The sequence below is a fragment of the Nitratireductor sp. genome (assembly GCF_017794765.1).
In the GTDB taxonomy this organism is placed as follows: Bacteria; Pseudomonadota; Alphaproteobacteria; order Rhizobiales; family Rhizobiaceae; genus Nitratireductor.
On the sequence record NZ_CP051236.1, the window covers coordinates 3593062 to 3612043 of the forward strand.

Here is an 18982-nt window from a genome sequence, read left to right on the forward strand (position 1 = left end):
CCCGGTCATGGTTGCCGGGCATTGCCGCAGGCTTGTTCTGGTCGTCACCTCCTTGTTTGTCTGGGTTCAGCGCGCATAAACATGTTGCGGGAGCCATAGCGCGATCTGCGGAAAGACCATGACGATGATCAAGGCGAACACCATCACCGCTACAAAGGGCACAATGGATCGGTAGATGTCTCCGAGCCTGATCTCCGGCGGCGCCATGGCCCGCATCAGGAACAGATTGTAGCCGAAGGGCGGGGTCATGTAGGCGATCTGGCAGGTGATCGTGTAGAGCACGCCATACCAGATGAGGTCGAAGCCAAGCAGCTTCACGAGCGGCACATAGAGCGGCGCGACGATGACCAGCATGGCCGTATCGTCCAGGAACATGCCCATGATCAGGTAGGAAAGCTGCATAAGGATCAGTACTTCCCAGGGAGAAAGTCCGAGCTGATCGAGGAAGAATCCCTCGATGGCCCTCACGGCACCCAGACCGTCAAACACCGCGCCGAAGCACAGCGCGGCCAGGATGATCCACATGAACATGCACGAGACCGAAAGTGTCTTGCGCACCGTGTCGTGGATCACCTTCAATGTGAGGCGGCCGCGAATGGCGGCAGCGGCGGTCGCCGAAACCGCACCGATGGCAGAGCTTTCGACAAGGCTGGTGACGCCCATGACGAAAAGCCCGGTCATCAGGAAGAATATCATGAAAGGAAGAATGCCAGCGGACAGGAGTTTGAGCTTTTCCGACATGGGGATGCGGCGCTCTTCGGCAGGAAGCACGGGCCCGAGACTGGGCTGCAGCCAGCAGCGGACCGCGATGTAGAGAATGAAAAGCCCGGCCATGAGCAGGCCCGGAAAAACACCGGCAAGCCAGAGCTGGCCGACCGGCTGGCGCGCGATCATGGCGTAAAGCACCAGCACCACGCTGGGCGGGACGAGAATGCCGAGCGATGAGCCGGCCTGGATAACACCCGTCACCATGATCTTGTCGTAGCCGCGTCTGAGGAGTTCCGGCAGGGCGATGGTTGCACCGATGGCCATGCCGGCGACGGAGAGGCCGTTCATGGCAGAGATGACGACCATGAGTGCGATCGTGCCGATGGCAAGCCCGCCGCGCACCGGGCCGAACCAGACATGGAACATCTTGTAGAGATCGTCGGCAATGCCCGATTCCGACAGCATGTAACCCATGTAGATGAAGAGCGGGAGCGTCAGCAGCGCGTACCATTTCATCAGCTTCATGGCGGCGGAAAAGGCGATCTCGGATCCGCCCGTGCCCCACAGCAGAAGCGCGAAGGCCACGGCAATGAAGCCGATGGCGCCAAAGACGCGCTGGCCCGTCAGGAGCAGGCCCATCATGCCGGTGAACATCAGGATCGCTGTCAACTCATAGCTCATGACAGCTCCTCCCCACGCACCCGCGCCACATCCTTGAAGAGTTGGGCCACCGCCTGAAGCAGTGTCAGCGCGATGCCGATGCACATGATGATCTTGATGGGCGCCATGTAGGGCGACCAGGCCGAATAGCTGGTCTCACCGTACTTCAGCGCATAGGAGGTGGACGAAAACCCGCCATAGAGCAGCAGGGAGAGATAGAAGATCAGGAACAGAACGGTGATGGAATCGACAAGCGCCTTCGTGCGGGGCGACCAGCGTGCATAGATCAGGTCCATACGCACGTGCGCGTCGTTCTGCAACGCCCAGCCGCCGCCGACCATGTAATAGGCAACCATGGCGAACTGGGCCATTTCCAGTGTCCACAGAGGCGGAATGGCCACGGTCTTCATAATCGACGAATAGAGCAGTATGCCAATCATCAGGAAGATCATGTACATGACCACCAGACCCACATAGTGGTTTGTGCGATCGATCAGACGCACATAGCGCCTTATGGCGTTCGGCATCGCTTCCCGTCTCCCATTTTATCTCCTCTGTCTTCCCGCTCTGGTGACTTGCCGGCCCTGTTCTTGTCAGGCTTGTTGTGGTCCGGCTGCATGTATGTCGATATGAAAGCGCTCCAGTGCCGTCTCAAGCAGCCTTGCCGTGCGCCTTGCCCATTCATCCTGCCCGAGTTCAGTGTCGATCAGATCGCTGCAATATTCGATCATGACGTTGAGCAGGCCGTACTGGACTGCATGCAGGCGCAGAGTGTGCGTTACCCCGTCATCCGGCCCATAGGGATAATTGCGCATTGCATTGGAGATGCCTTGCTCTTCTGCCAGTTGCAGCATGGCGTCCGCGAGCCTGCGGTCCCGGTCGTGCAGGAGTCCGATCGCGCGATGCCGGGCGATGCCGAAATAAACGCGGGTGAAGGAATGGATTGTGACGATGACCGGCTGTCTGGATGGAGCCGTTCGCGCAGCGATGAGCTCCGCAAGCGCTTGACGAAAAGGCTCGTAGATCTCTGCGACACGCTGTCGGCGCGCTTCGTCGGAAAGATTGCGGTTTCCCGGGATGGCATGAATCTCGCTCCTCTCCGGGATTGCATCCCGCGCATCCGGGGGGCGATTGCAGTCGTAGACGAGCCGTGAGAAACGCTGATGGATAAGGGGAGCGTCCAGCAGGGCGGAGAGTTTTTGAGCCGTAGCCAAAGCTCCAATATCCCATGCAGCGTGGCTGGTTAGCGTGTCAGCCTTCGCGCCAAGACCGGAGAGTGAACGGGGCATTGTGCGTGAGGCATGCTCACAAACGAAGATGACGGGCGACTGCCCATCGGCGCGCTCGATCTCAAACGGTTCGCCCTCGGATGGGTCAAGTAGCGCTCTGACCATCAAACCTCCACACACCCGCCCGTGCCTTGCGGTAGATTTGTAATATTGATTAGCATTGCAGAGAATTTGTCAATTGTGTAATTTTTATTACGGACGTGAAGTTGGCACCGGCAGGAGAATGGCGTTTGGGGACGAAAGAGCTTGTGCATGGGGCGCTCGGTCAGATGACCGATGCAGAACGCAAGGTGGCCCACACGTTTCTCGCCAACTATCCGAGCAGCGGCCTTTCCACGGTTGCCGAGTTTGCCGGTCTGGCCGGCACGAGTGCGCCGACGGTTCTGCGCTTCGTGTCGCGGCTCGGCTTTTCCGGTTATCCGGAGTTTCAACGCGCCCTGCGTACTGAAATTCAGGCGGAGTTGCTCTCGCCCCTGGACAAAGGAGACAGCTCTGCAGCGCGCAATCTGGATGGATCGGCACTCGGCTCCTATTTCTCCCGGGCCACCGCCAATATTCAGGCCACGCTTGAGGCAATTCCTGAAAGCGAGTTCGAAGCCGCGTGTGCGTTGCTGTCCGATCCCAAGACTGCCTGCTACACACTGGGTGGGCGTTTCAGCGATGCGATAGCGCGCTATATGGCTTCGCATCTGCGCATTGTGCGACCCAATGTGCGCCGCTTTCAGGACCAGACCTCTACCTGGGACGATCAGTTGCTCGACGTGAAGGCGGGTGACGTGGTGGTGTTGTTCGATATCCGTCGCTATCAGCGCGATCTGGTGCATCTGAGCGAGCTTTTATGCGAACGCAAAGCGCGCATCGTATTGATCACCGATAGCTGGCTGTCACCGATTTCGCGCTATGCAAAGGTTGTCCTGCCCTGCGCCATCGACTCAGGCCGAACGTGGGATTCGGGCGTTGTTCTGCTGGCGCTGGTGGAGGCTATTGTAGACCGTGTAACCCACGGAGATTGGGATACGGCCCGGGAACGCATCCAGGCGTTGGAGCACATTCACTGGAATAAACCGCCTGCAGGGGACTGAACCGGCAGTTCTACCCGTACACGGCTGCCGCCGCATCCTTCAGCCACGCCATGGCCGACCGGTATGGCCCGGGGCCGTGGCTGATACGGGCCACTCCCAGCCGCCCAAGTGTCGCGGCATCCGGCGCGCTCTTCAAGGCCATGATGTTGACGGGCAGCGGTGCGGCATCGCAAAGGTCCTCAATCAGCACCTCGTCCACCAAGGCTGGGGCGAAGAAACCGCTGGCGCCCGCGTCCGCAAAAGCCTTCGCGCGCTCCCTGGCTTCGGCGATCAGGTGTGAATGACGGCCACGGTCACTCTCTTTGAGGAAAAGATCGGTTCGCGCATTGATGAAAAGCGGCACGCCGCGTGCCTCCGCCATGGCCCGGATGGCTGCAATACGTTTTGCCTGATCGGCGATCGTATGCAGGCCGCTGCCACCGACGATCTGATCCTCGAAATTGATGCCCACCGCACCCGCGTCGAGAATGCGCGAGACATTGTCTGCAGCACCTTGTGGATCGGTTGCATAGGCACCTTCGAAGTCGACAGAGAGGGGCAGGTCGACCGTCTCCACGATGCGACGGGCCACCTGAGCCAGGAACTCGACGGGGATTTTCTCGCCATCGCCATAACCATGGGCGGCGGCGACCGACCAGCTTCCGGTCGCAAGGGCCTTTGCGCCAGCCTCGGCTACCGCTGCCGCCGAACCTGCGTCCCAAGTATTATAGAGGATGAGAGGACTGCCTTTGACGTGAAGAGCGTGGAAGGTGCGAGCCTTGTCGGTCTGTTGCATGCCCGGTCTCCATAAGAATGGGATGGATCTGGCTTCAGCTTTTCACATTCTTTGGCTGCACGCTTGCTCCAAAGCGCGCTGTGCCGCAGGCCAGTTGCCACAAAGCCCGATCAGTCACAAAGCGGACGAAGCAGCGTTTGGGTCGCCTTGATATCCTGGCTGATGGCGTCGCACACGCCCGCAGCATCGCGTTTGCGCAGTGCCAAGATAATGTCGTGATGGTGGCGCGTGTAGGTTTCGCCTTCGCGTGAGCGCAGGGCTGGCTCCAGATGACGTGTCAGCATGCGCATATAGGGGCCGAAACGCAGCCACAACGTCTCGGCCAGCTGCATCAACACCTCAGAGCCGGAGCTCTGGTACAGTGTGAAGTGAAACTCCTGGTTCTTCACCAGCATCGTGTAGATGCTTTCCTCGTGACTTGATGTCTCGTGCGCTTTCACCAGTTCTTCCAGCGCCGTGATGTCAGCCTCACTGCAGTTTGGGGTCGCGAGCTCCGCGGCCAGGCCCTCGACGGCGATGCGCGCGCGGCAGAGATCGTCGAGCCGGGCCTTGCTTATGGCGGGAACACATGCCGAGCCATTGGCGGCGATTTCCAGCGCGTTTTCTGCGGCCAGGCGACGTAGCGCCTCCCGCACCGGCATGTGGCTGGTGCCAAAACTGTCCGCCAGAGATGCTATGGTGAGCGTCTGGCCTGGATCGAAGCGGCCGACCATCAGCGCGTGGCGAAGCTGCTGGTAGACACCATCCTGTATGGTGACGCGTCTGGATACCGGAACGAATTCGCCTTCCATCACCGTGCCACCCCTCGTCGGTCTCGCTTTTGCCGATACAGCTTCTGTGCGTATCAGCTAACGATCGACTAAGCGCGCTTTTCCAGTGTTGCAAGGTTTCCAGCCATGCGGATGCTTTAAATCACATGATTTCGTCGCAAAATGATACAGTGTTTTCTGGAGGCGGCCACAGGAATTCGCCGTCTTTCTATGTTCATCATTCTCAGCTGGTCTGGCGGATTGCCTGTCCCTGGTCGTCGAAACGGAAGACACGGTTATCGTCGAACTTCGCGTGCACGGTGCTGTCAATTTCGAAATTCTGTTCGCCGAACAGCCGCGCACAGATCAGGCCTGCGGCACCGCAGTCGAGATAGACATTTGTGTCCGCACCCAGGTGCTCGATGTGCGAGACGCGGCCGGAAATGTCTCCGCCCGAAGGCACGAGTGAAATGTGCTCGGGGCGGATGCCGATTGTCCTGGCATCTCCACGGGAGAGATGGCTGGCCTCAATGAAATTCATCTGAGGCGAGCCGATGAAACCGGCAACGAAGAGGTTCGCCGGATCGTTGTAGAGCTCCATGGGCGTGCCCACCTGCTCGATCTTTCCGCCATTCAGAACGACAATGCGGTCTGCCAGCGTCATCGCTTCGGTCTGATCATGGGTTACATAGACCATGGTCGCGCCCAGTTCGCGGTGCAGGCGCGCGATTTCAAGCCGCGTGTTGACGCGCAGTGCGGCATCGAGATTGGAGAGCGGCTCGTCGAACAGAAAGAGCTTGGGCTTGCGCACCACGGCGCGGCCGATGGCAACGCGCTGGCGCTGGCCGCCTGAAAGCTCTGCCGGCCGCCGGTCGAGATAGGGTTCGAGCGACAGCATCTTCGAGGCAAAATCCACGCGCTCGGCAATGTGGGCGGCCGGGTGTTTCGCCTGTTTCAGGCCGAGGCTCATATTGTCACGCACGGTCAGGTGCGGATAGAGCGCATAGGTCTGGAACACCATGGCGATGCCGCGCTTCGACGGTGGCGTCGAGCTCACCTCTGAACCGTCGATCTCCACGCTCCCGCCGCTGGCGTCTTCAAGCCCGGCGATGATGCGCAGAAGGGTGGATTTGCCACAGCCGGACGGGCCGACAAAGATGACGAATTCGCCGTCCTGAACCTGGAGGTCCACGCCCTTGATGACGTCGACCTGGCCGAACGACTTGGTGATGTTCTTGAGTGCAAGTGAGCCCACGGTTTCGTCCTAGAGTTCGATTTCCTTGCCGCTTCGCACGCTTTCGTCGGCGGCGAGGCAGATGTTGAGGGATTGCACGGCGTCATTCATGTGCCGTGAAAGGTCGAGGTTTTCGCGGATGGCTTTCAGGACGAAGGCCTGTTCGCGGTCGCACAGTTCCTGATGCCCCGGTTCGCCTTCCATGGACAGGAGCGTGTCCTCATGGGCGAAACGCCCCCCGGCATCTGTCTCGGCTCTGTGAATGCGTATGCGCGATGTCTGCGTGTGTGCGTCGATATCGTCCGACTTCGCGCCTTCGTCCATGACGATGGAGACGCAGCCATTCGGTGAAACGATATCCTTCACGAAGAAGGCGGTCTCCGACATCATCGGACCCCAGCCGGCCTCGTACCAGCCGACCGAACCATCGTCGAACATCACCTGGAAATGTCCGTAATTGTACATGTCGGAGGCGATCTCGTCTGAAAGCCGGACGCCCATGCCGCGCACCTTGACCGGCTTCGCATCGGTGATCTGGCACATCACGTCCACATAGTGCACGCCGCAGTCGACGATGGGTGGTGTCGTCTGCATGAGCTGCTTGTGGGTCATCCAGGTGGGACCGGAGGATTGCTGGTTGAGGTTGAGCCGGAACACGTAAGGACCGCCAAGTCCGCGCGCCTCCTCGATCAGTTTCACCCAGGAGGGGTGATGGCGCAGGATGTACCCCACCACGAGCTTGCGCTTGTGCGTTGTCGCCGTCTCCACCACGCGCCTTGCATCGGCAACATTCGTTGCAAGCGGCTTTTCGACGAAAACATGCGCACCCGCTTCCATGGCCGCAATGGCATAGGGGGCATGGCTGTCCGAATAGGTGTTGATTGAAGCCAGATCCGGTCGTGTTTCGGTCAGCGTCTCTTCGAAATTGGTCGAGTGTCGATAGCCCTTCAGCGCATCCGGCAGATCCGGTTTTGAGCGGCTCACGAGCCCCACGATTTCGAAACCGGGATTGGCGTGATAGGCGAGCGCATGGCTCATGCCCATATTGCCGAGGCCTGCAACCAGCACCCGGACCGGCTTTTCCTGCGCGCTCATTTCACCGCTCCCGAGGTAATGCCGCGGATCAGCTGGCGCGAAAAGATCAGATAGAGGATCAGCACCGGCAGGATGGCGAGCGAGAGTGCCGCCAGAACCGCATTCCAGTTGGTGACGAACTGGCCGATGAAGACCTGCGCGCCGAGCGTGATGGTTTTTGTTGCCTCGGCCGGCGCCAGGATCAGCGGGAACCAGAGATCGTTCCAGATTGGGATCATGGTGAAAACCGCGACCGTCGCCATTGCGGGCCGCACCAGCGGCAGGACGAGGCGGAAGAAGATGCGGTACTCGCTAAGCCCGTCGATGCGACCGGCATTCTTCAGATCATCGGACACCTGCCGCATGAACTCCGACAGGATGAAGACAGCGAGCGGCAGGCCCTGCGCCGTGTAGACGAGGATCAGCGAGGTGAGCGTGTTGACGAGGCCGGAGGCGGCCATCATCTGCAGGATCGCCACCGTGCCGAGCCGGATCGGGATCATGATGCCAAGCGCCAGGTAAAGGCCCATCAGCGAATTGCCCTTGAAGCGGTATTCGGCAAGCGCGAAGGCAGCCATGGCCCCAAACAGGAGCACCATGAAGAGCGACACCACCGTCACGATGAAGCTGTTCTGGAAATAGAGCAGGAAATCGCCCTGTTTCAGAACTGTTTCGAAGCCGACCAGGCTGAAGGTGTCCGCATTGGGAAGCTCCAGCGGTGTACGGAAGATCGCCTTGCGCGACTTGAAGGCGTTGATGACGATGACGAACACCGGAAAGAGCGCGATTATCGTGTATGTCGCCAGAACCGCGTGGGCGGCAATGGAACGAACGGGGGAATGCCTGGCTGTGCTCATCGGTTTCTCCCGCTCAGAACTGGTAGCGGCGCAGCCGCGTCTGGATGCCGAACAGATAGATCGACACGCCGATGAGAATGATGGCGAACATGGCAGTGGCAATCGCCGCGCCAAGATTCGGGTCGCCAAGCTGAAGCTGGAAGCCGAAGAAGGTGCGGAACATGAACGTGCCAAGAATATCGGTTGAGAAATCCGGCCCCGCCAGCGCGCCCTGCGTGGCGTAGATCAGGTCGAAGGCGTTGAAATTGCCAACAAAGGTCAGGATCGAGATAATGCCGATGGCCGGCAGGATCAGTGGCAGCTTTACCTTCCAGAACTGTGACATGCCGGTGATGCCGTCGCACTCGGCGGCTTCGAGAAGCTCGTCGGGAATGGAAAGAAGCGCTGCATAGATCAGCATCATCGGAATGCCGACGAACTGCCAGACCGAGATGAGCGCCAGCGTGGTCAATGCATAGGCTTCCTTGCCAAGCCACGGCTGGAAAAGGCTTTTGAGGCCAACGAGATCAAGGAGGTTCGGCGCCACGCCCCAGAGCGGGCTCAGGATGAGCTTCCAGGCGAAGCCGGCAATCACGAAGGAGAGGATCGTCGGTATGAAGATGGCCGTGCGATAGAACGAGCGCATGCGCAGCCGCGGGCTGGAAAGAAGCGCCGCAAGCAGAATGCCGATCGGGTTCTGCACGATCATGTGCACGATGAAGAACCAGGTGTTGTTCTTGAGCGCGTTCCAGAACTGATCCGACCATTGCGGATCTCCGAACAGGGCCCGGAAATTCTGAAGGCCGACAAAGACCTGGCTATTTTCCACCTCGCTGTAGAGAGCAAGTTGCAACGTGCTGAACAGCGGGATGATCATGATCGCCGTGTAGATCAGAACGGCAGGGGCCAGAAACACGGCAATGTGCCAGCGTCGGGGCTTCTTTGTCGCTTGGGACATGGAACGTCTCTCTATGATCCGGGCCCGCGCGAAAGGCGGACCCGGTTTTGTTCAGAGCTTGCGCTTACTGCTGCGGCTCGTACCAGCCGGCAAGGCCGTCCTGAAGCTGCTTTGCGCCGTCTTCAGGTGTCTGGGCGCCCCGCAGAACGTTGGCGGAAACGTTCCACATTTCGTTCCACAGGTTCGGCGTACCGCGCGAAAGGATCTGGTGCGCGGGACGAATGGTCGATTTGCAGTTTTCGCGCCAGGAGACGAACTCCTTGGCGAGCGGGTCTTCCATCTCCACGGTTTCGTTGGACAGAGAGAAGAAGCCCGGCAGCGAATTGGCGTAGAGCGAGGCGAATTCAGCCGATCCGACCCAGTTCAGGAAGGTGCGGGCAGCTTCCGGGTTCTCGGTCTTGGCGTTCATGCCGATGCCGATATCCGTGTGGTCGGAAATGTAGCACTCGTCGCCCGCATTCTGCACCGGCGGAGGGAATGCGCCAAGTTTGAAATCGGCCTGCTCGTTGAAGATGGCGATTTCCCAGGAACCGGCTGGGAAGATGGCCGCACGGCCAAGCGTGAAGAGGTTCTGGCTATCGGGATAGGCCTGCGCCTCGAAGCCGTCGCCCAGATAGGGAGCCCATTTGGCGATCTCGCGGAGCGGCTGGACCCACTGCTCGTCGGTGAGCTTCTGCTCGCCTGCGATCAGTGCCAGGCGGCCTTCCTCGCCCTTCCAGTAATTCGGACCGATATTGGTGTAGCCCATGGTTGCGGCTTCCCACTGATCCTTTGCGCCCATGGCCATCGGGATATAGGTGCCGTCTTCCTTGATCTTGTCGAGAACCGCGTAGAATTCCTCATTGGTTTTCGGCGGCTCGATGCCAAGCTCCTCAAAGGCGTCTGCATTGTAGATGAAGCCGTGGATCACGGAGGCCATGGGCACGCAGAAGGTTGCCGAGCCGTCATCCGTGCTCCACGCGGCCTTGGCCACGTCGGAGAAGTTCGACATGTTCTCAAGGTCCTTGAGGTCCGTAAGATGGCCTTTTTCATAGAGGCTGAGCGAGGCATCAAACGGGCGGCATGTGACGAGATCCCCAGCCGTGCCGGCGTCGAGCTTGGAATTGAGAACGGCATTGTATTCGGTCGGCGCGCTCGGAGCGAAGTTCACCTTGATGCCGGGATGCTTGGCCTCAAAGGCCGGGATCAGTTTTTCCTGCCAGATGGTCAGGTCGTCATTGCGCCAGCTTTCAATAGTGAGTTCGGCATCCTGTGCCATCGCCGTGCCGGTTGCACCCAGCATGGTCGCGGCAAGCAGTGCCAGTCTGGTGGATTTCATCATGGTAGTCTCCCTGTTTTGCTCAAGACGCATCTCCATGGCTCGGCAAGCATCATGGAGCGCGCTCTGGGCGCTGCTGAACTCGTCTGATGGAGGCAATTCGGCAGGGTTTTGGCCCCTACAAAGCCTTGTCAGCGCTTCCGGTTTGACATGTGCGTGTACGGGAACGTTCTTCTGTGTCCCTTATACGCGCCGCTCCCCGGACCCCTCTGCATCCTCCAATGATGAAATTAAAGTCCAAAAAGATACCATTTGTCCAGAGTGAATTCTGATCATTCGTTGGCGGGTTCTGCATGTTTTCGCATTTTTATATTTTTATCATGCACTTAAATCCGTTTTGACGGGTGTTGATTTTTTGTTGTTTCCTGAAGGTATCTTTTTGGTATTATGGTCGAGAGGAGCGATCATGAGCGATTTCGTCATAGCGATAGATGGTGGAGGAACCAGTTGCCGGGCTGCGTTGGCTGATCGTCGTGGACGCGTGGTGGGCCGTGGCAAACAGGGATCCGCCAACATCTTCACCACATCGGATGCAATTGGCGCGAACATCATCGCCGCCGCCGGTCAGGCTCTGGAGAATGCAGGGATCGACGGGAGCAAGCTGTCCGAGATACCCGCCTTTTTAGGCCTTGCGGGTATCAATGTGGGTGAGCGCCAGCGGGAACTTGCAAAGGCCCTTCCTTTTCGGGACACCCGGTTTGTTCACGATGGTCTGATTGCGCTGCAGGGCGCGCTGGGCGATGAGGATGGCGTAATGGCCATCCTGGGCACCGGCTCGGTTTATGTGGCGCGCATGGACGGGACGCTGCGGAATGTGGGCGGCTGGGGTTTTGCGATCGGCGATCAGGCAAGCGGCGCAGTAATCGGCAGGACGTTGCTGCAACAGACGCTACTTGCCCATGATGGAATTCTCGAACACACGGCGCTGAGCCGCGCAGTCATGGCGCGTTTTGATGATGACCCTGAAGCCATGGTGGAATTTGCCCAGCAGGATGCTCGTCCTGCCGACTATGGCGCCTTCGCCCCAATGATTTTCGAGTACGACACCAGGGGTGACCTGCTTGCCAGGAACATTCTGCTCGATGCCGTGCGGGACATTACCATGGCGCTCGATGCCGTGGTTTTCGAAGGCTGTGAAAGGCTTTGTCTCCTGGGAGGGCTGGCACACGAATATGCCAAGCGGCTTGCACCACGTCATAGGGCCATCCTGACCGATCCCCGGGGCGATGCTCTTGCAGGCGCGGTTCAACTGGCGTTGCGCGCGTTTCCGCTTGAGACGGTCGGGGAGAAACGCTGATGACAGACCCAGGCCTCTTTTCCGCAGATCGGGTGGCGGCCATGGGGTCAGGCCCCCTTTATCTGCGTTTGCGCCGCTTGCTCGAAGACGCAATTGCGGGCGGGGTGTTGCAGGAAGGAGAAGCCCTGCCGACAGAGCGTGACATCGCTGAGTTGACAGAGTTAAGTCGTGTAACCGTGCGTCGAGCGGTTGACGATCTGGTGAAGCAGGGACGGCTGATCCGCCGGCACGGGTCGGGCACCTTCGTTGCGCCGGCGGTTTCCCGTGTTGAACAATCCCTGTCACTTCTGACCTCGTTTACCGAGGATATGGCGCGGCGGGGCCTCACCTCGCGCTCTGAATGGCTGGAGCGCATCGTTGCTGCACCGTCTCCTGATGAGATGATGGTGCTGGGCCTGTCCATGGGGGATACGGTCGCAAGACTGGAGCGACTACGCATCGCCGACGATGTGCCGATGGCCATCGAGCGGGCCTCCATCATCGGCAGCTTCCTGCCTGATCCGGCTTCGGTGACACATTCGCTCTATGATGCGCTTGGCAAACGGTCGGCCCGTCCATGCCGCGCCACTCAACGGATCTCGGCTCGAAATGTGGATGAGCGGGAAGCTTCGCTTCTTAAGGTCGCTCCGGGGGAAGCCGCGCTCTATATCGAACGCGTTTCCTACCTGCCCGATGGCCGGGTCATCGAATTCACCCGTTCGGTCTATCGCGGCGACGCATATGATTTCGTTGCCGAACTGAAGATTCCCGAGCGCTGACACACTCTGACAGTTGGAACCTAGCATGTCTTCTTTCGCACTCGCCGGCGCGCGCATTTTTGACGGTGAAACCTGGTTCGAGAACCATGTTCTGATGGTCGACAATGGCCGGATCTCGGCCATCGAGGCGCGAGAAAAGGTTTCGCGCGAGTTACCGATACGCGATGCACGCGGCGCCATGATCGTTCCGGGTTTCATCGACCTTCAGGTCAACGGCGGTGGCGGGGTGATGTTCGACGGAAATTGCGGAGTGGACGGGCTCCGCGAGATCTGCCGTGCGCATGCGCGGTTCGGCACCACCGGTCTTTTGCCTACTTTGATTACCGATACGCGCGAAGCAACGGCCGTTTCAGTCGCTGCCGGGCTCGAAGCCGCACGGTCGGGCATGCCGGGATTTCTCGGCCTGCATCTGGAGGGGCCGCATCTTTCCATTGAACGGAAGGGCGCCCACGATCCGGCCCTGATCCGGCCGATGGAAGACGAGGACCTCGCCGCCTTGATCGAAGCGCGCAAAGGATTGCCGTCGTTGATGGTGACGCTTGCCCCGGAAAGCGCGACGGTCGATCAGGTGCGCGCCCTGGTGGATGGCGGTGTGAAGGTCAGTCTCGGCCACACGAACACCACCTGCAAAACCGCGCTGGCCTATGCGGAGGCCGGGGCGTCGCTTGTCACGCATCTCTTTAATGCGATGAGCCCGCTGACACACCGCGAGCCCGGTGTGGTGGGCGCAGCACTCCAGAGCGGCCAGCTTTGGGTGGGGATGATTGCCGATGGCGTTCATGTGGATCCGGTGGCCATCGGTGTCGCGCTGCGCGCCAAGAATGGCCCGGCGCGCCTCTTCGCCGTGACGGATGCCATGTCGACCATCGGGACGGACATGACGTCTTTCACGCTGAACGGGCGGACCATCATGAGGGAGAATGGGCGCCTGACACTGGCGGATGGAACCCTGGCTGGCGCAGACATCGATATGATCTCCACGGTTGTCTATCTTCACCGCACGGTCGGCCTGCCGCTGGAACAGGCACTGCGTATGGTAAGCGTTTATCCTGCCCAGGCCATTGGGCTCGATCGCTCCAGGGGTGGTCTCACAGCGGGCAAAGAAGCCGACTTTGTCGTACTCGACGATGATCTCGGTGTCGTTTCGACATGGATCGGCGGTGAAGTGGCCCATTCGATCCTCTGATCGGAATCTTTATTTTTCCTCTTGAAGCTCTAGTGACTAGAGATCCTATCCTTGCCGTCATTGATTGATTGCAAGGAGAATCATCGTGTCCTTGAAACAGGATGATCACGCCGCAAACACCCATTCCTGGACAGTGGGCGGCATGGACTGCGCAAGTTGCGCTGGCAAAATTCGAACAGCGCTTGAGCGCCTACCGGGCGTAAGCGACGTCAAGGTTTCGGTCATGTCCGAGACGCTGGCGCTTGCCCTTGATGAGGGCAAGACCGGACGGGAAACAATTGAACGCACAGTCGAAAAGCTGGGCTATAAGGTTTCCGCACGTCAAATAGCCGGGTCGGATGCCGGTGGAGATGCCAGCGCGGACGCATGCTGTGGCGGCAAGGGGCGGCAGCCTCACCCGGATTCCGGACCATCGGATCCGGGGCATGGTGTCGCCGGTCATGTGCATGGCGCGGATGTGGGTAACAAAAGCTGGTATCGCACCGGGAAGGGGCATCTCGTCATTTTGACGGGCCTTTTGCTGGCTGCTGCCTGGGGAGCCGAGTTCCTTCTGCCAGGTGATTTGGGCATGTGGGCCTTCGTGGCCGCCTGCCTGATCGGTGTCGCGCCGGTCGCGCGCCGGGCGTTCGCGGCCCTGCGCGCCGGCATGCCCTTCACGATCGAAATGCTGATGACCGTGGCGGCTGCGGGTGCGCTGTTTATCGGTGCGGCCGAGGAAGCCGCGCTGGTGGTTTTCCTGTTCGCCGTCGGTGAATTGCTGGAGGGCGTGGCTGCAAACCGTGCCCGTGCCGGTATCAGGGCCCTGGGAGACCTGGTTCCCAAAACAGCCATGCTTGAAGAGAATGGCGGGACCCGAAAGGTGCAGGCATCAGAACTCGTCATTGGGCAGATCGTCGTCGTGCGTCCGGGTGACAGAATTCCCGCCGACGGCGAAATCGTCGATGGCACTGCAGGCATCGACGAAGCACCTGTCACAGGCGAATCCGTCCCGAAAACGAAGAGCGAAGGGGATGATGTTTTTGCCGGATCGATTGTCACCGACGCGGCGATCAGGGTTCGTGTGACACGCGCGCCGGAAGACAACACAATAGCCCGCATCATCCGTCTGGTCGAGGAGGCTCAGGAGGCGCGTGCGCCCACCGAGCGCTTCATCGACCGGTTCAGCCGCTACTACATGCCGGCGATCGTGGCTCTTGCCGTTCTGGTGGCGGTTGTGCCGCCATTGGCTGTGGGCGCTGCCTGGGATGTGTGGGTTTATCGGGCGCTCGCATTGCTTTTGATCGGATGTCCCTGCGCGCTGGTGATTTCAGTGCCTGCTTCCATTGCATCCTCCCTTTCGGCCGGTGCCCGTCGCGGTCTCCTCTTAAAGGGTGGCGCTGTGCTGGAGGCAGCTGCAAGGGTCGATCTGGTGGCGCTCGACAAGACCGGCACACTGACAGTGGGGCGGCCTGTTGTGACGGATATCTGGTCGCCTGATGGCGAAGAGAGGCGTCTTCTGGCTCTGGCAGCCAGTGTTGAGGCGGGGTCCAGCCATCCGCTGGCGGAGGCCATTCTGAGGTTTGCAGAAAATCTTGGCGTTTTGTTCGAAACAGGAAGTGATGCGCGCGTCATACCCGGGCGCGGGGTGGAAGCCCGGGTGGGCGGGCAGACAGTGTTTGTGGGGTCGCCGCGACATGCCGCGGAGCAGGGCGCCATGACGCCCGAGGCCAGACAGCACATCGAAGCGCTGGAAGCCCAGGGCAAGACTGTTGCCGCCGTGTTTCAGGCCAATGCGCTTTGTGGAGTCATCGCCTTGCGTGACGAACCGCGCGAAGACGCTGCCGCTGCAATGCGTGACCTTGCACAGCTGGGCGTGCGTTCAGTGATGCTCACCGGGGATAATGCCCGCACAGCCGGCGCTATCGCGGGAAGCCTGTCGATGGAGTTTCGTGCCGAGCTTCTGCCTGATGACAAGGTTTCCGCCATCCGCGAGCTGACCGCCGGTCATACGGTGATGATGATCGGCGACGGGATCAATGATGCACCTGCACTCGCCACTGCCGATGTTGGGGTGGCGATGGGATCGGGCACCGATGTCGCTCTGGAGTCGGCGGATGGCGCGCTTCTGCGAAACCGGGTGAGTGACGTAGGCGGGATGTTGCGCCTGGCGCGGGCGACGATGATCAATATCCGTCAGAACATCGCCATCGCCCTCGGCTTGAAGGCTGTTTTCCTGGTGACAACGGTGCTTGGCATCACCGGGTTGTGGATCGCCATTCTCGCAGACACGGGCGCTACCGTGCTCGTGACGCTCAACGCTCTGCGACTTCTCGGATTTCGTCTGGAACGCTGACCCGCACAGAGGAATCGAATACATCCCGACATGTGGACGCCGGCCTTGTAGCCGGCGTTCTTATACGTGATTGTATACGTATATTTTCGCAGCTTTCCTCGCCTAAACGACGACCCGTTCTTCTGGGATTGATGCCATCGTTTTTCCTTATCTAATTGTAAAATAATGATAATTTTTTCCACCTCAGATGAGCGCCTTGTGCCGGGTAGAAAGATATCCACACAAACTACTATAGGTTGTACATGTAATCGGAATACGTTATCGTTTGGTCAATCTGGTGGTTGGAGGGCGTCGAGAATTCTGGGGGACAGTGTGTTTCAGCGGACAGGTGTTTAGCGCTGCGGAGATCTTGGTCCGAGGATCATTAGGAGCCCGGACGAAATGAATTGGCGACATGTTGGCAGGTGTCTCTCTGCCAGCGCCAAGACGGATCCCGCGGGGCCGCGGAACTGCATTGCGCGAATGAAACGCGTGATGCGGACGGACGGATTTTGCCGTCTTTCAACAGTGTTGCGTGCCGCATTCGCGGCGGCGTCCTTCGGGTCAGATTTCCACTCTTATCAAGCGAGGCGTAGAGCATATGGGCATGCACAAACAGGATGGACTTTCATTCGCAACCTTACGAGCCGCGGAAGCGGTCATCGACACACGCAGCCTGACCGGCGCGGCGCAGAAGCTGGGCATCAGCCAGCCAGCGGTCAGCATGCATCTGGGGCGTTTGGAGCGGGCAATCGGAACACCCCTCATCAAGAAGCTCGGCAACCGCATTGTCGTGAAAGAAGAAATATCGGGCCTCATTCGGCAGATGCTCGATCTCGAGCGCCGGCTTCGCACGGTCGGGTACGAGAAGAATGTTTCCAAACTAAAGGTGGGGATCTGTACCTATACAGCCCCACTGCTCCTGGGCGGTCTCGGGCGACTGGGCAAGATCAAGGAAACCGTGAGCTGGCGTATTTCCGATTCCAGGCGTCTGGAGGAGATGTACGATCTGGGGCAGGTGGATGCCGCATTCCGCGCGCTCTACCCAAATGAACTGGGCCCCGACCTGGTCTGCGACTACTCCATGCGTTGGATGGGCGCGCGTGAACTGAGCGAGCAGATCAAGCGCAACTCCACCGCGATACCCGTGGTACTTTCAAATCCACAGTCTCCTCTGGGAATTATGGCGCGTGACTGGCTTCGCCAGCGCAATGTACCCTACGAGGTGATTGGCGAGGTGGACGATCTCACAAGTGCCATGAAGCTTGTGGTCAGCGGTGTTGCCGTGTCTCCGTTGCCGGGTTTTGTCTTCGAAGGAAACTCCTCATCGCTGGAGGATTGCGCAGAGATCATCCCTGGTGGCCTCGAAATCCGCTACGGCATGTTTTTCGACGACAAGCGTTTCAATCTGCGGCTTGCGATGGATATTTTCGAGCTTCTCCAGGGAGAGCTTCATCGTCTCACCCCGCCACCTTCTGCCTATCAGGGGCATAGCCTAGCCCGTCAATAAATTCCCACCCATGCCTGACGCCGCGCAGCCCCCTGCGCGGCGTGGTTATGCCTAGAAACTGTCGTCAAAATTTCACCCAGCCGCCGCTTTGCCGTCAGGTTCGGCGCGCAAGATTCCAAACCATGAGCAGATCGATTCACAACGCCCGACCGGACGCGCAAACCGATGCGCAAATTGAGGCTCTCCTGTCGCCGCAGGACGAGGTTTCCATTGTCGACTCACTCTTTGCGATGTCGAAGGCGCATACGGCAGCGGGATCGCGCGATGTGCTTGAGCGCGTTCTCGCAGCCCGCCTGGAGGCGCGACTTGCGCGTCGGATGCGCCAGACCATTGAGCAAACAACCGATCAATCAGGCAGAGCATCAAGGAGTGCGGCATGATACGCGACAACAGCCCCCGGCTCCCCCGGCTTCCCGGGGGCGATGTCTTCGCCCGCGATGACAACGCGCTACTGCAAAGCGAGAAAGTCTTCGATCTCACGCGCGCCCGCCCGCAGATCAGGCAGGATTGTCTGCTCCATCTCGACGCAGGTGAAGCGCGCCGACTGGGTGGAAACGTTGAGCGCAGCCGCAATGCGTCCCGACTTGTCGCGGACAGGCACCGCAATCGACCGCAGACCGAGTTCCAGTTCCTGGTCGACAATGGCATAGCCGCGCGCGCCGGCCATTTTCACGGCTTTGGCGAGTGCGGCCCGGTCCGTCAACGTTCTCTCGGTCTTGGCGCTGATCGACGCCTGCGCGAGAAAACGGGCGAGTTCGGGCGGGTCCAGGTCTGACAGGAGGATCCGGCCCATCGACGTGCAATACGCCGGCAGGCGCGTGCCAACGTTGAGAGCGACCGAAACGATGCGTCGCCCGGCCACCCGGGCGACGTAAACCACCTCCTCGCCTTCCAGGACCGCTGCTGAGCAGGATTCGCCAAGCGTTTCAGAAATCCGCCGCATGATGGGTTCTGCATAGCGCCAGAGTGCCGCCCCGCCCATCCATGTTCGTGCCAGGCCAAGCAATCTTGCCGACAGCAGGAAACGGCGCTCTTCCTGTCGGGCATAGCCGCTGGCCACCAGCGTAAGCAGCAGGCGCCGGGCGCCCGCGCGCGTCAGCCCTGCCTCCTTCGCCACTTCCGTCAGCGTCATGCCATCGGGTGCGCCTGCGAGAATTTCCAGAACGCCGAGCCCCTTCTGCAGTGATCCGACAATATCTCGACCCTCGCCGGTGTTTGACACAGTCTCGTTCTCCAT

General features: G+C 59.8%; 18 protein-coding genes. 7 read left to right on the plus strand and 11 right to left on the minus strand.

The window, feature by feature from the left end:
• Nucleotides 1-66: 66 nt before the first annotated feature.
• The 3 genes from HF949_RS17075 to HF949_RS17085 form a co-directional block, all read right to left on the minus strand.
• On the minus strand, nucleotides 67-1389 hold the full coding sequence (locus HF949_RS17075; protein WP_292897219.1) for a TRAP transporter large permease: 1323 nt from the start codon (nucleotides 1387-1389) through the stop codon (nucleotides 67-69).
• A complete protein-coding gene (locus tag HF949_RS17080; RefSeq protein ID WP_292897221.1) occupies nucleotides 1386-1895 on the minus strand; it encodes a TRAP transporter small permease subunit in 510 nt (169 codons plus the stop codon). Before HF949_RS17080 ends, HF949_RS17075 begins: the two co-directional genes overlap by 4 nt.
• Nucleotides 1896-1961: 66 nt before the next feature.
• Nucleotides 1962-2762 carry an N-formylglutamate amidohydrolase gene (locus HF949_RS17085; RefSeq protein ID WP_292897223.1) on the minus strand — a complete coding sequence of 267 codons (801 nt, stop codon included), beginning with the start codon at nucleotides 2760-2762 and terminating at the stop codon, nucleotides 1962-1964.
• 125 nt (nucleotides 2763-2887) lie between these two features.
• On the opposite strand from HF949_RS17085, the gene HF949_RS17090 reads away from it, so the two are divergent.
• Nucleotides 2888-3739 (plus strand): MurR/RpiR family transcriptional regulator, encoded by an 852-nt coding sequence (locus HF949_RS17090; protein WP_292897225.1) that lies wholly within the window; start codon nucleotides 2888-2890, stop codon nucleotides 3737-3739.
• Between the two features lie 10 nt (nucleotides 3740-3749).
• Here HF949_RS17090 and HF949_RS17095 read toward each other — a convergent pair whose 3' ends face one another.
• The 7 genes from HF949_RS17095 to HF949_RS17125 all read right to left on the minus strand — a co-directional run bounded on the left by HF949_RS17095 (nucleotide 3750) and on the right by HF949_RS17125 (nucleotide 10686).
• Complete coding sequence (locus tag HF949_RS17095) at nucleotides 3750-4514, minus strand: isocitrate lyase/PEP mutase family protein (protein WP_292897227.1); 765 nt, start codon at nucleotides 4512-4514, stop codon at nucleotides 3750-3752.
• Nucleotides 4515-4624: 110 nt separating this feature from the next.
• The gene (locus HF949_RS17100) at nucleotides 4625-5305 is read right to left on the minus strand and encodes a GntR family transcriptional regulator (RefSeq protein ID WP_292897229.1); all 681 of its coding nucleotides are present in this window, start codon (nucleotides 5303-5305) and stop codon (nucleotides 4625-4627) included.
• A gap of 202 nt (nucleotides 5306-5507) precedes the next feature.
• Nucleotides 5508-6518 carry an ABC transporter ATP-binding protein gene (locus tag HF949_RS17105; protein ID WP_292897231.1) on the minus strand — a complete coding sequence of 337 codons (1011 nt, stop codon included), beginning with the start codon at nucleotides 6516-6518 and terminating at the stop codon, nucleotides 5508-5510.
• Nucleotides 6519-6527: 9 nt separating this feature from the next.
• Nucleotides 6528-7592: a Gfo/Idh/MocA family protein gene (locus HF949_RS17110; protein ID WP_292897233.1), complete on the minus strand. Its 1065-nt coding sequence runs from the start codon at nucleotides 7590-7592 to the stop codon at nucleotides 6528-6530.
• Nucleotides 7589-8428, minus strand: a complete 840-nt coding sequence (locus tag HF949_RS17115; RefSeq protein ID WP_292897235.1) for a carbohydrate ABC transporter permease — start codon at nucleotides 8426-8428, stop codon at nucleotides 7589-7591. Before HF949_RS17115 ends, HF949_RS17110 begins: the two co-directional genes overlap by 4 nt.
• Before the next feature lie 13 nt (nucleotides 8429-8441).
• A complete protein-coding gene (locus HF949_RS17120; protein ID WP_292897237.1) occupies nucleotides 8442-9365 on the minus strand; it encodes a carbohydrate ABC transporter permease in 924 nt (307 codons plus the stop codon).
• Between the two features lie 64 nt (nucleotides 9366-9429).
• Complete coding sequence (locus tag HF949_RS17125; protein ID WP_292897239.1) at nucleotides 9430-10686, minus strand: ABC transporter substrate-binding protein; 1257 nt, start codon at nucleotides 10684-10686, stop codon at nucleotides 9430-9432.
• A 403-nt stretch (nucleotides 10687-11089) separates the two neighbouring features.
• Here HF949_RS17125 and HF949_RS17130 point away from each other — a divergent pair, with 403 nt between their 5' ends.
• The 6 genes from HF949_RS17130 to HF949_RS17155 all read left to right on the plus strand — a co-directional run bounded on the left by HF949_RS17130 (nucleotide 11090) and on the right by HF949_RS17155 (nucleotide 18125).
• Nucleotides 11090-11980: an N-acetylglucosamine kinase gene (locus HF949_RS17130; protein ID WP_292897241.1), complete on the plus strand. Its 891-nt coding sequence runs from the start codon at nucleotides 11090-11092 to the stop codon at nucleotides 11978-11980.
• On the plus strand, nucleotides 11980-12738 hold the full coding sequence (locus tag HF949_RS17135) for a GntR family transcriptional regulator (RefSeq protein ID WP_292897243.1): 759 nt from the start codon (nucleotides 11980-11982) through the stop codon (nucleotides 12736-12738). The genes HF949_RS17130 and HF949_RS17135 overlap by 1 nt, the downstream gene beginning before the upstream one ends.
• Before the next feature lie 25 nt (nucleotides 12739-12763).
• Nucleotides 12764-13924: an N-acetylglucosamine-6-phosphate deacetylase gene (gene nagA / locus HF949_RS17140; protein WP_292897245.1), complete on the plus strand. Its 1161-nt coding sequence runs from the start codon at nucleotides 12764-12766 to the stop codon at nucleotides 13922-13924.
• An 85-nt stretch (nucleotides 13925-14009) separates the two neighbouring features.
• The gene (locus tag HF949_RS17145; RefSeq protein ID WP_292897247.1) at nucleotides 14010-16256 is read left to right on the plus strand and encodes a heavy metal translocating P-type ATPase; all 2247 of its coding nucleotides are present in this window, start codon (nucleotides 14010-14012) and stop codon (nucleotides 16254-16256) included.
• Between the two features lie 580 nt (nucleotides 16257-16836).
• The gene (locus HF949_RS17150; RefSeq protein ID WP_292897249.1) at nucleotides 16837-17745 is read left to right on the plus strand and encodes a LysR family transcriptional regulator; all 909 of its coding nucleotides are present in this window, start codon (nucleotides 16837-16839) and stop codon (nucleotides 17743-17745) included.
• Nucleotides 17746-17867: 122 nt separating this feature from the next.
• Complete coding sequence (locus HF949_RS17155; protein WP_292897251.1) at nucleotides 17868-18125, plus strand: hypothetical protein; 258 nt, start codon at nucleotides 17868-17870, stop codon at nucleotides 18123-18125.
• A gap of 68 nt (nucleotides 18126-18193) precedes the next feature.
• On the opposite strand, the gene HF949_RS17160 is transcribed toward HF949_RS17155, so the two are convergent.
• A complete protein-coding gene (locus HF949_RS17160; RefSeq protein WP_292897253.1) occupies nucleotides 18194-18982 on the minus strand; it encodes an IclR family transcriptional regulator domain-containing protein in 789 nt (262 codons plus the stop codon).

What these genes read in the sequence shown, in the direction of transcription:
- nagA (WP_292897245.1), top strand. Translation starts at nt 12,764, where the DNA reads ATGTCTTCTTTCGCACTCGCCGGCGCGCGCATTTTTGACGGTGAAACC.
- HF949_RS17130 (WP_292897241.1), top strand. Translation starts at nt 11,090, where the DNA reads ATGAGCGATTTCGTCATAGCGATAGATGGTGGAGGAACCAGTTGCCGG.
- HF949_RS17135 (WP_292897243.1), top strand. Translation starts at nt 11,980, where the DNA reads ATGACAGACCCAGGCCTCTTTTCCGCAGATCGGGTGGCGGCCATGGGG.
- HF949_RS17085 (WP_292897223.1), bottom strand. Translation starts at nt 2,762, where the DNA reads ATGGTCAGAGCGCTACTTGACCCATCCGAGGGCGAACCGTTTGAGATC.
- HF949_RS17160 (WP_292897253.1), bottom strand. Translation starts at nt 18,982, where the DNA reads ATGGAGAACGAGACTGTGTCAAACACCGGCGAGGGTCGAGATATTGTC.
- HF949_RS17080 (WP_292897221.1), bottom strand. Translation starts at nt 1,895, where the DNA reads ATGCCGAACGCCATAAGGCGCTATGTGCGTCTGATCGATCGCACAAAC.
- HF949_RS17120 (WP_292897237.1), bottom strand. Translation starts at nt 9,365, where the DNA reads ATGTCCCAAGCGACAAAGAAGCCCCGACGCTGGCACATTGCCGTGTTT.
- HF949_RS17155 (WP_292897251.1), top strand. Translation starts at nt 17,868, where the DNA reads ATGAGCAGATCGATTCACAACGCCCGACCGGACGCGCAAACCGATGCG.
- HF949_RS17095 (WP_292897227.1), bottom strand. Translation starts at nt 4,514, where the DNA reads ATGCAACAGACCGACAAGGCTCGCACCTTCCACGCTCTTCACGTCAAA.
- HF949_RS17110 (WP_292897233.1), bottom strand. Translation starts at nt 7,592, where the DNA reads ATGAGCGCGCAGGAAAAGCCGGTCCGGGTGCTGGTTGCAGGCCTCGGC.
- HF949_RS17115 (WP_292897235.1), bottom strand. Translation starts at nt 8,428, where the DNA reads ATGAGCACAGCCAGGCATTCCCCCGTTCGTTCCATTGCCGCCCACGCG.
- HF949_RS17075 (WP_292897219.1), bottom strand. Translation starts at nt 1,389, where the DNA reads ATGAGCTATGAGTTGACAGCGATCCTGATGTTCACCGGCATGATGGGC.
- HF949_RS17125 (WP_292897239.1), bottom strand. Translation starts at nt 10,686, where the DNA reads ATGATGAAATCCACCAGACTGGCACTGCTTGCCGCGACCATGCTGGGT.
- HF949_RS17150 (WP_292897249.1), top strand. Translation starts at nt 16,837, where the DNA reads ATGGGCATGCACAAACAGGATGGACTTTCATTCGCAACCTTACGAGCC.
- HF949_RS17100 (WP_292897229.1), bottom strand. Translation starts at nt 5,305, where the DNA reads ATGGAAGGCGAATTCGTTCCGGTATCCAGACGCGTCACCATACAGGAT.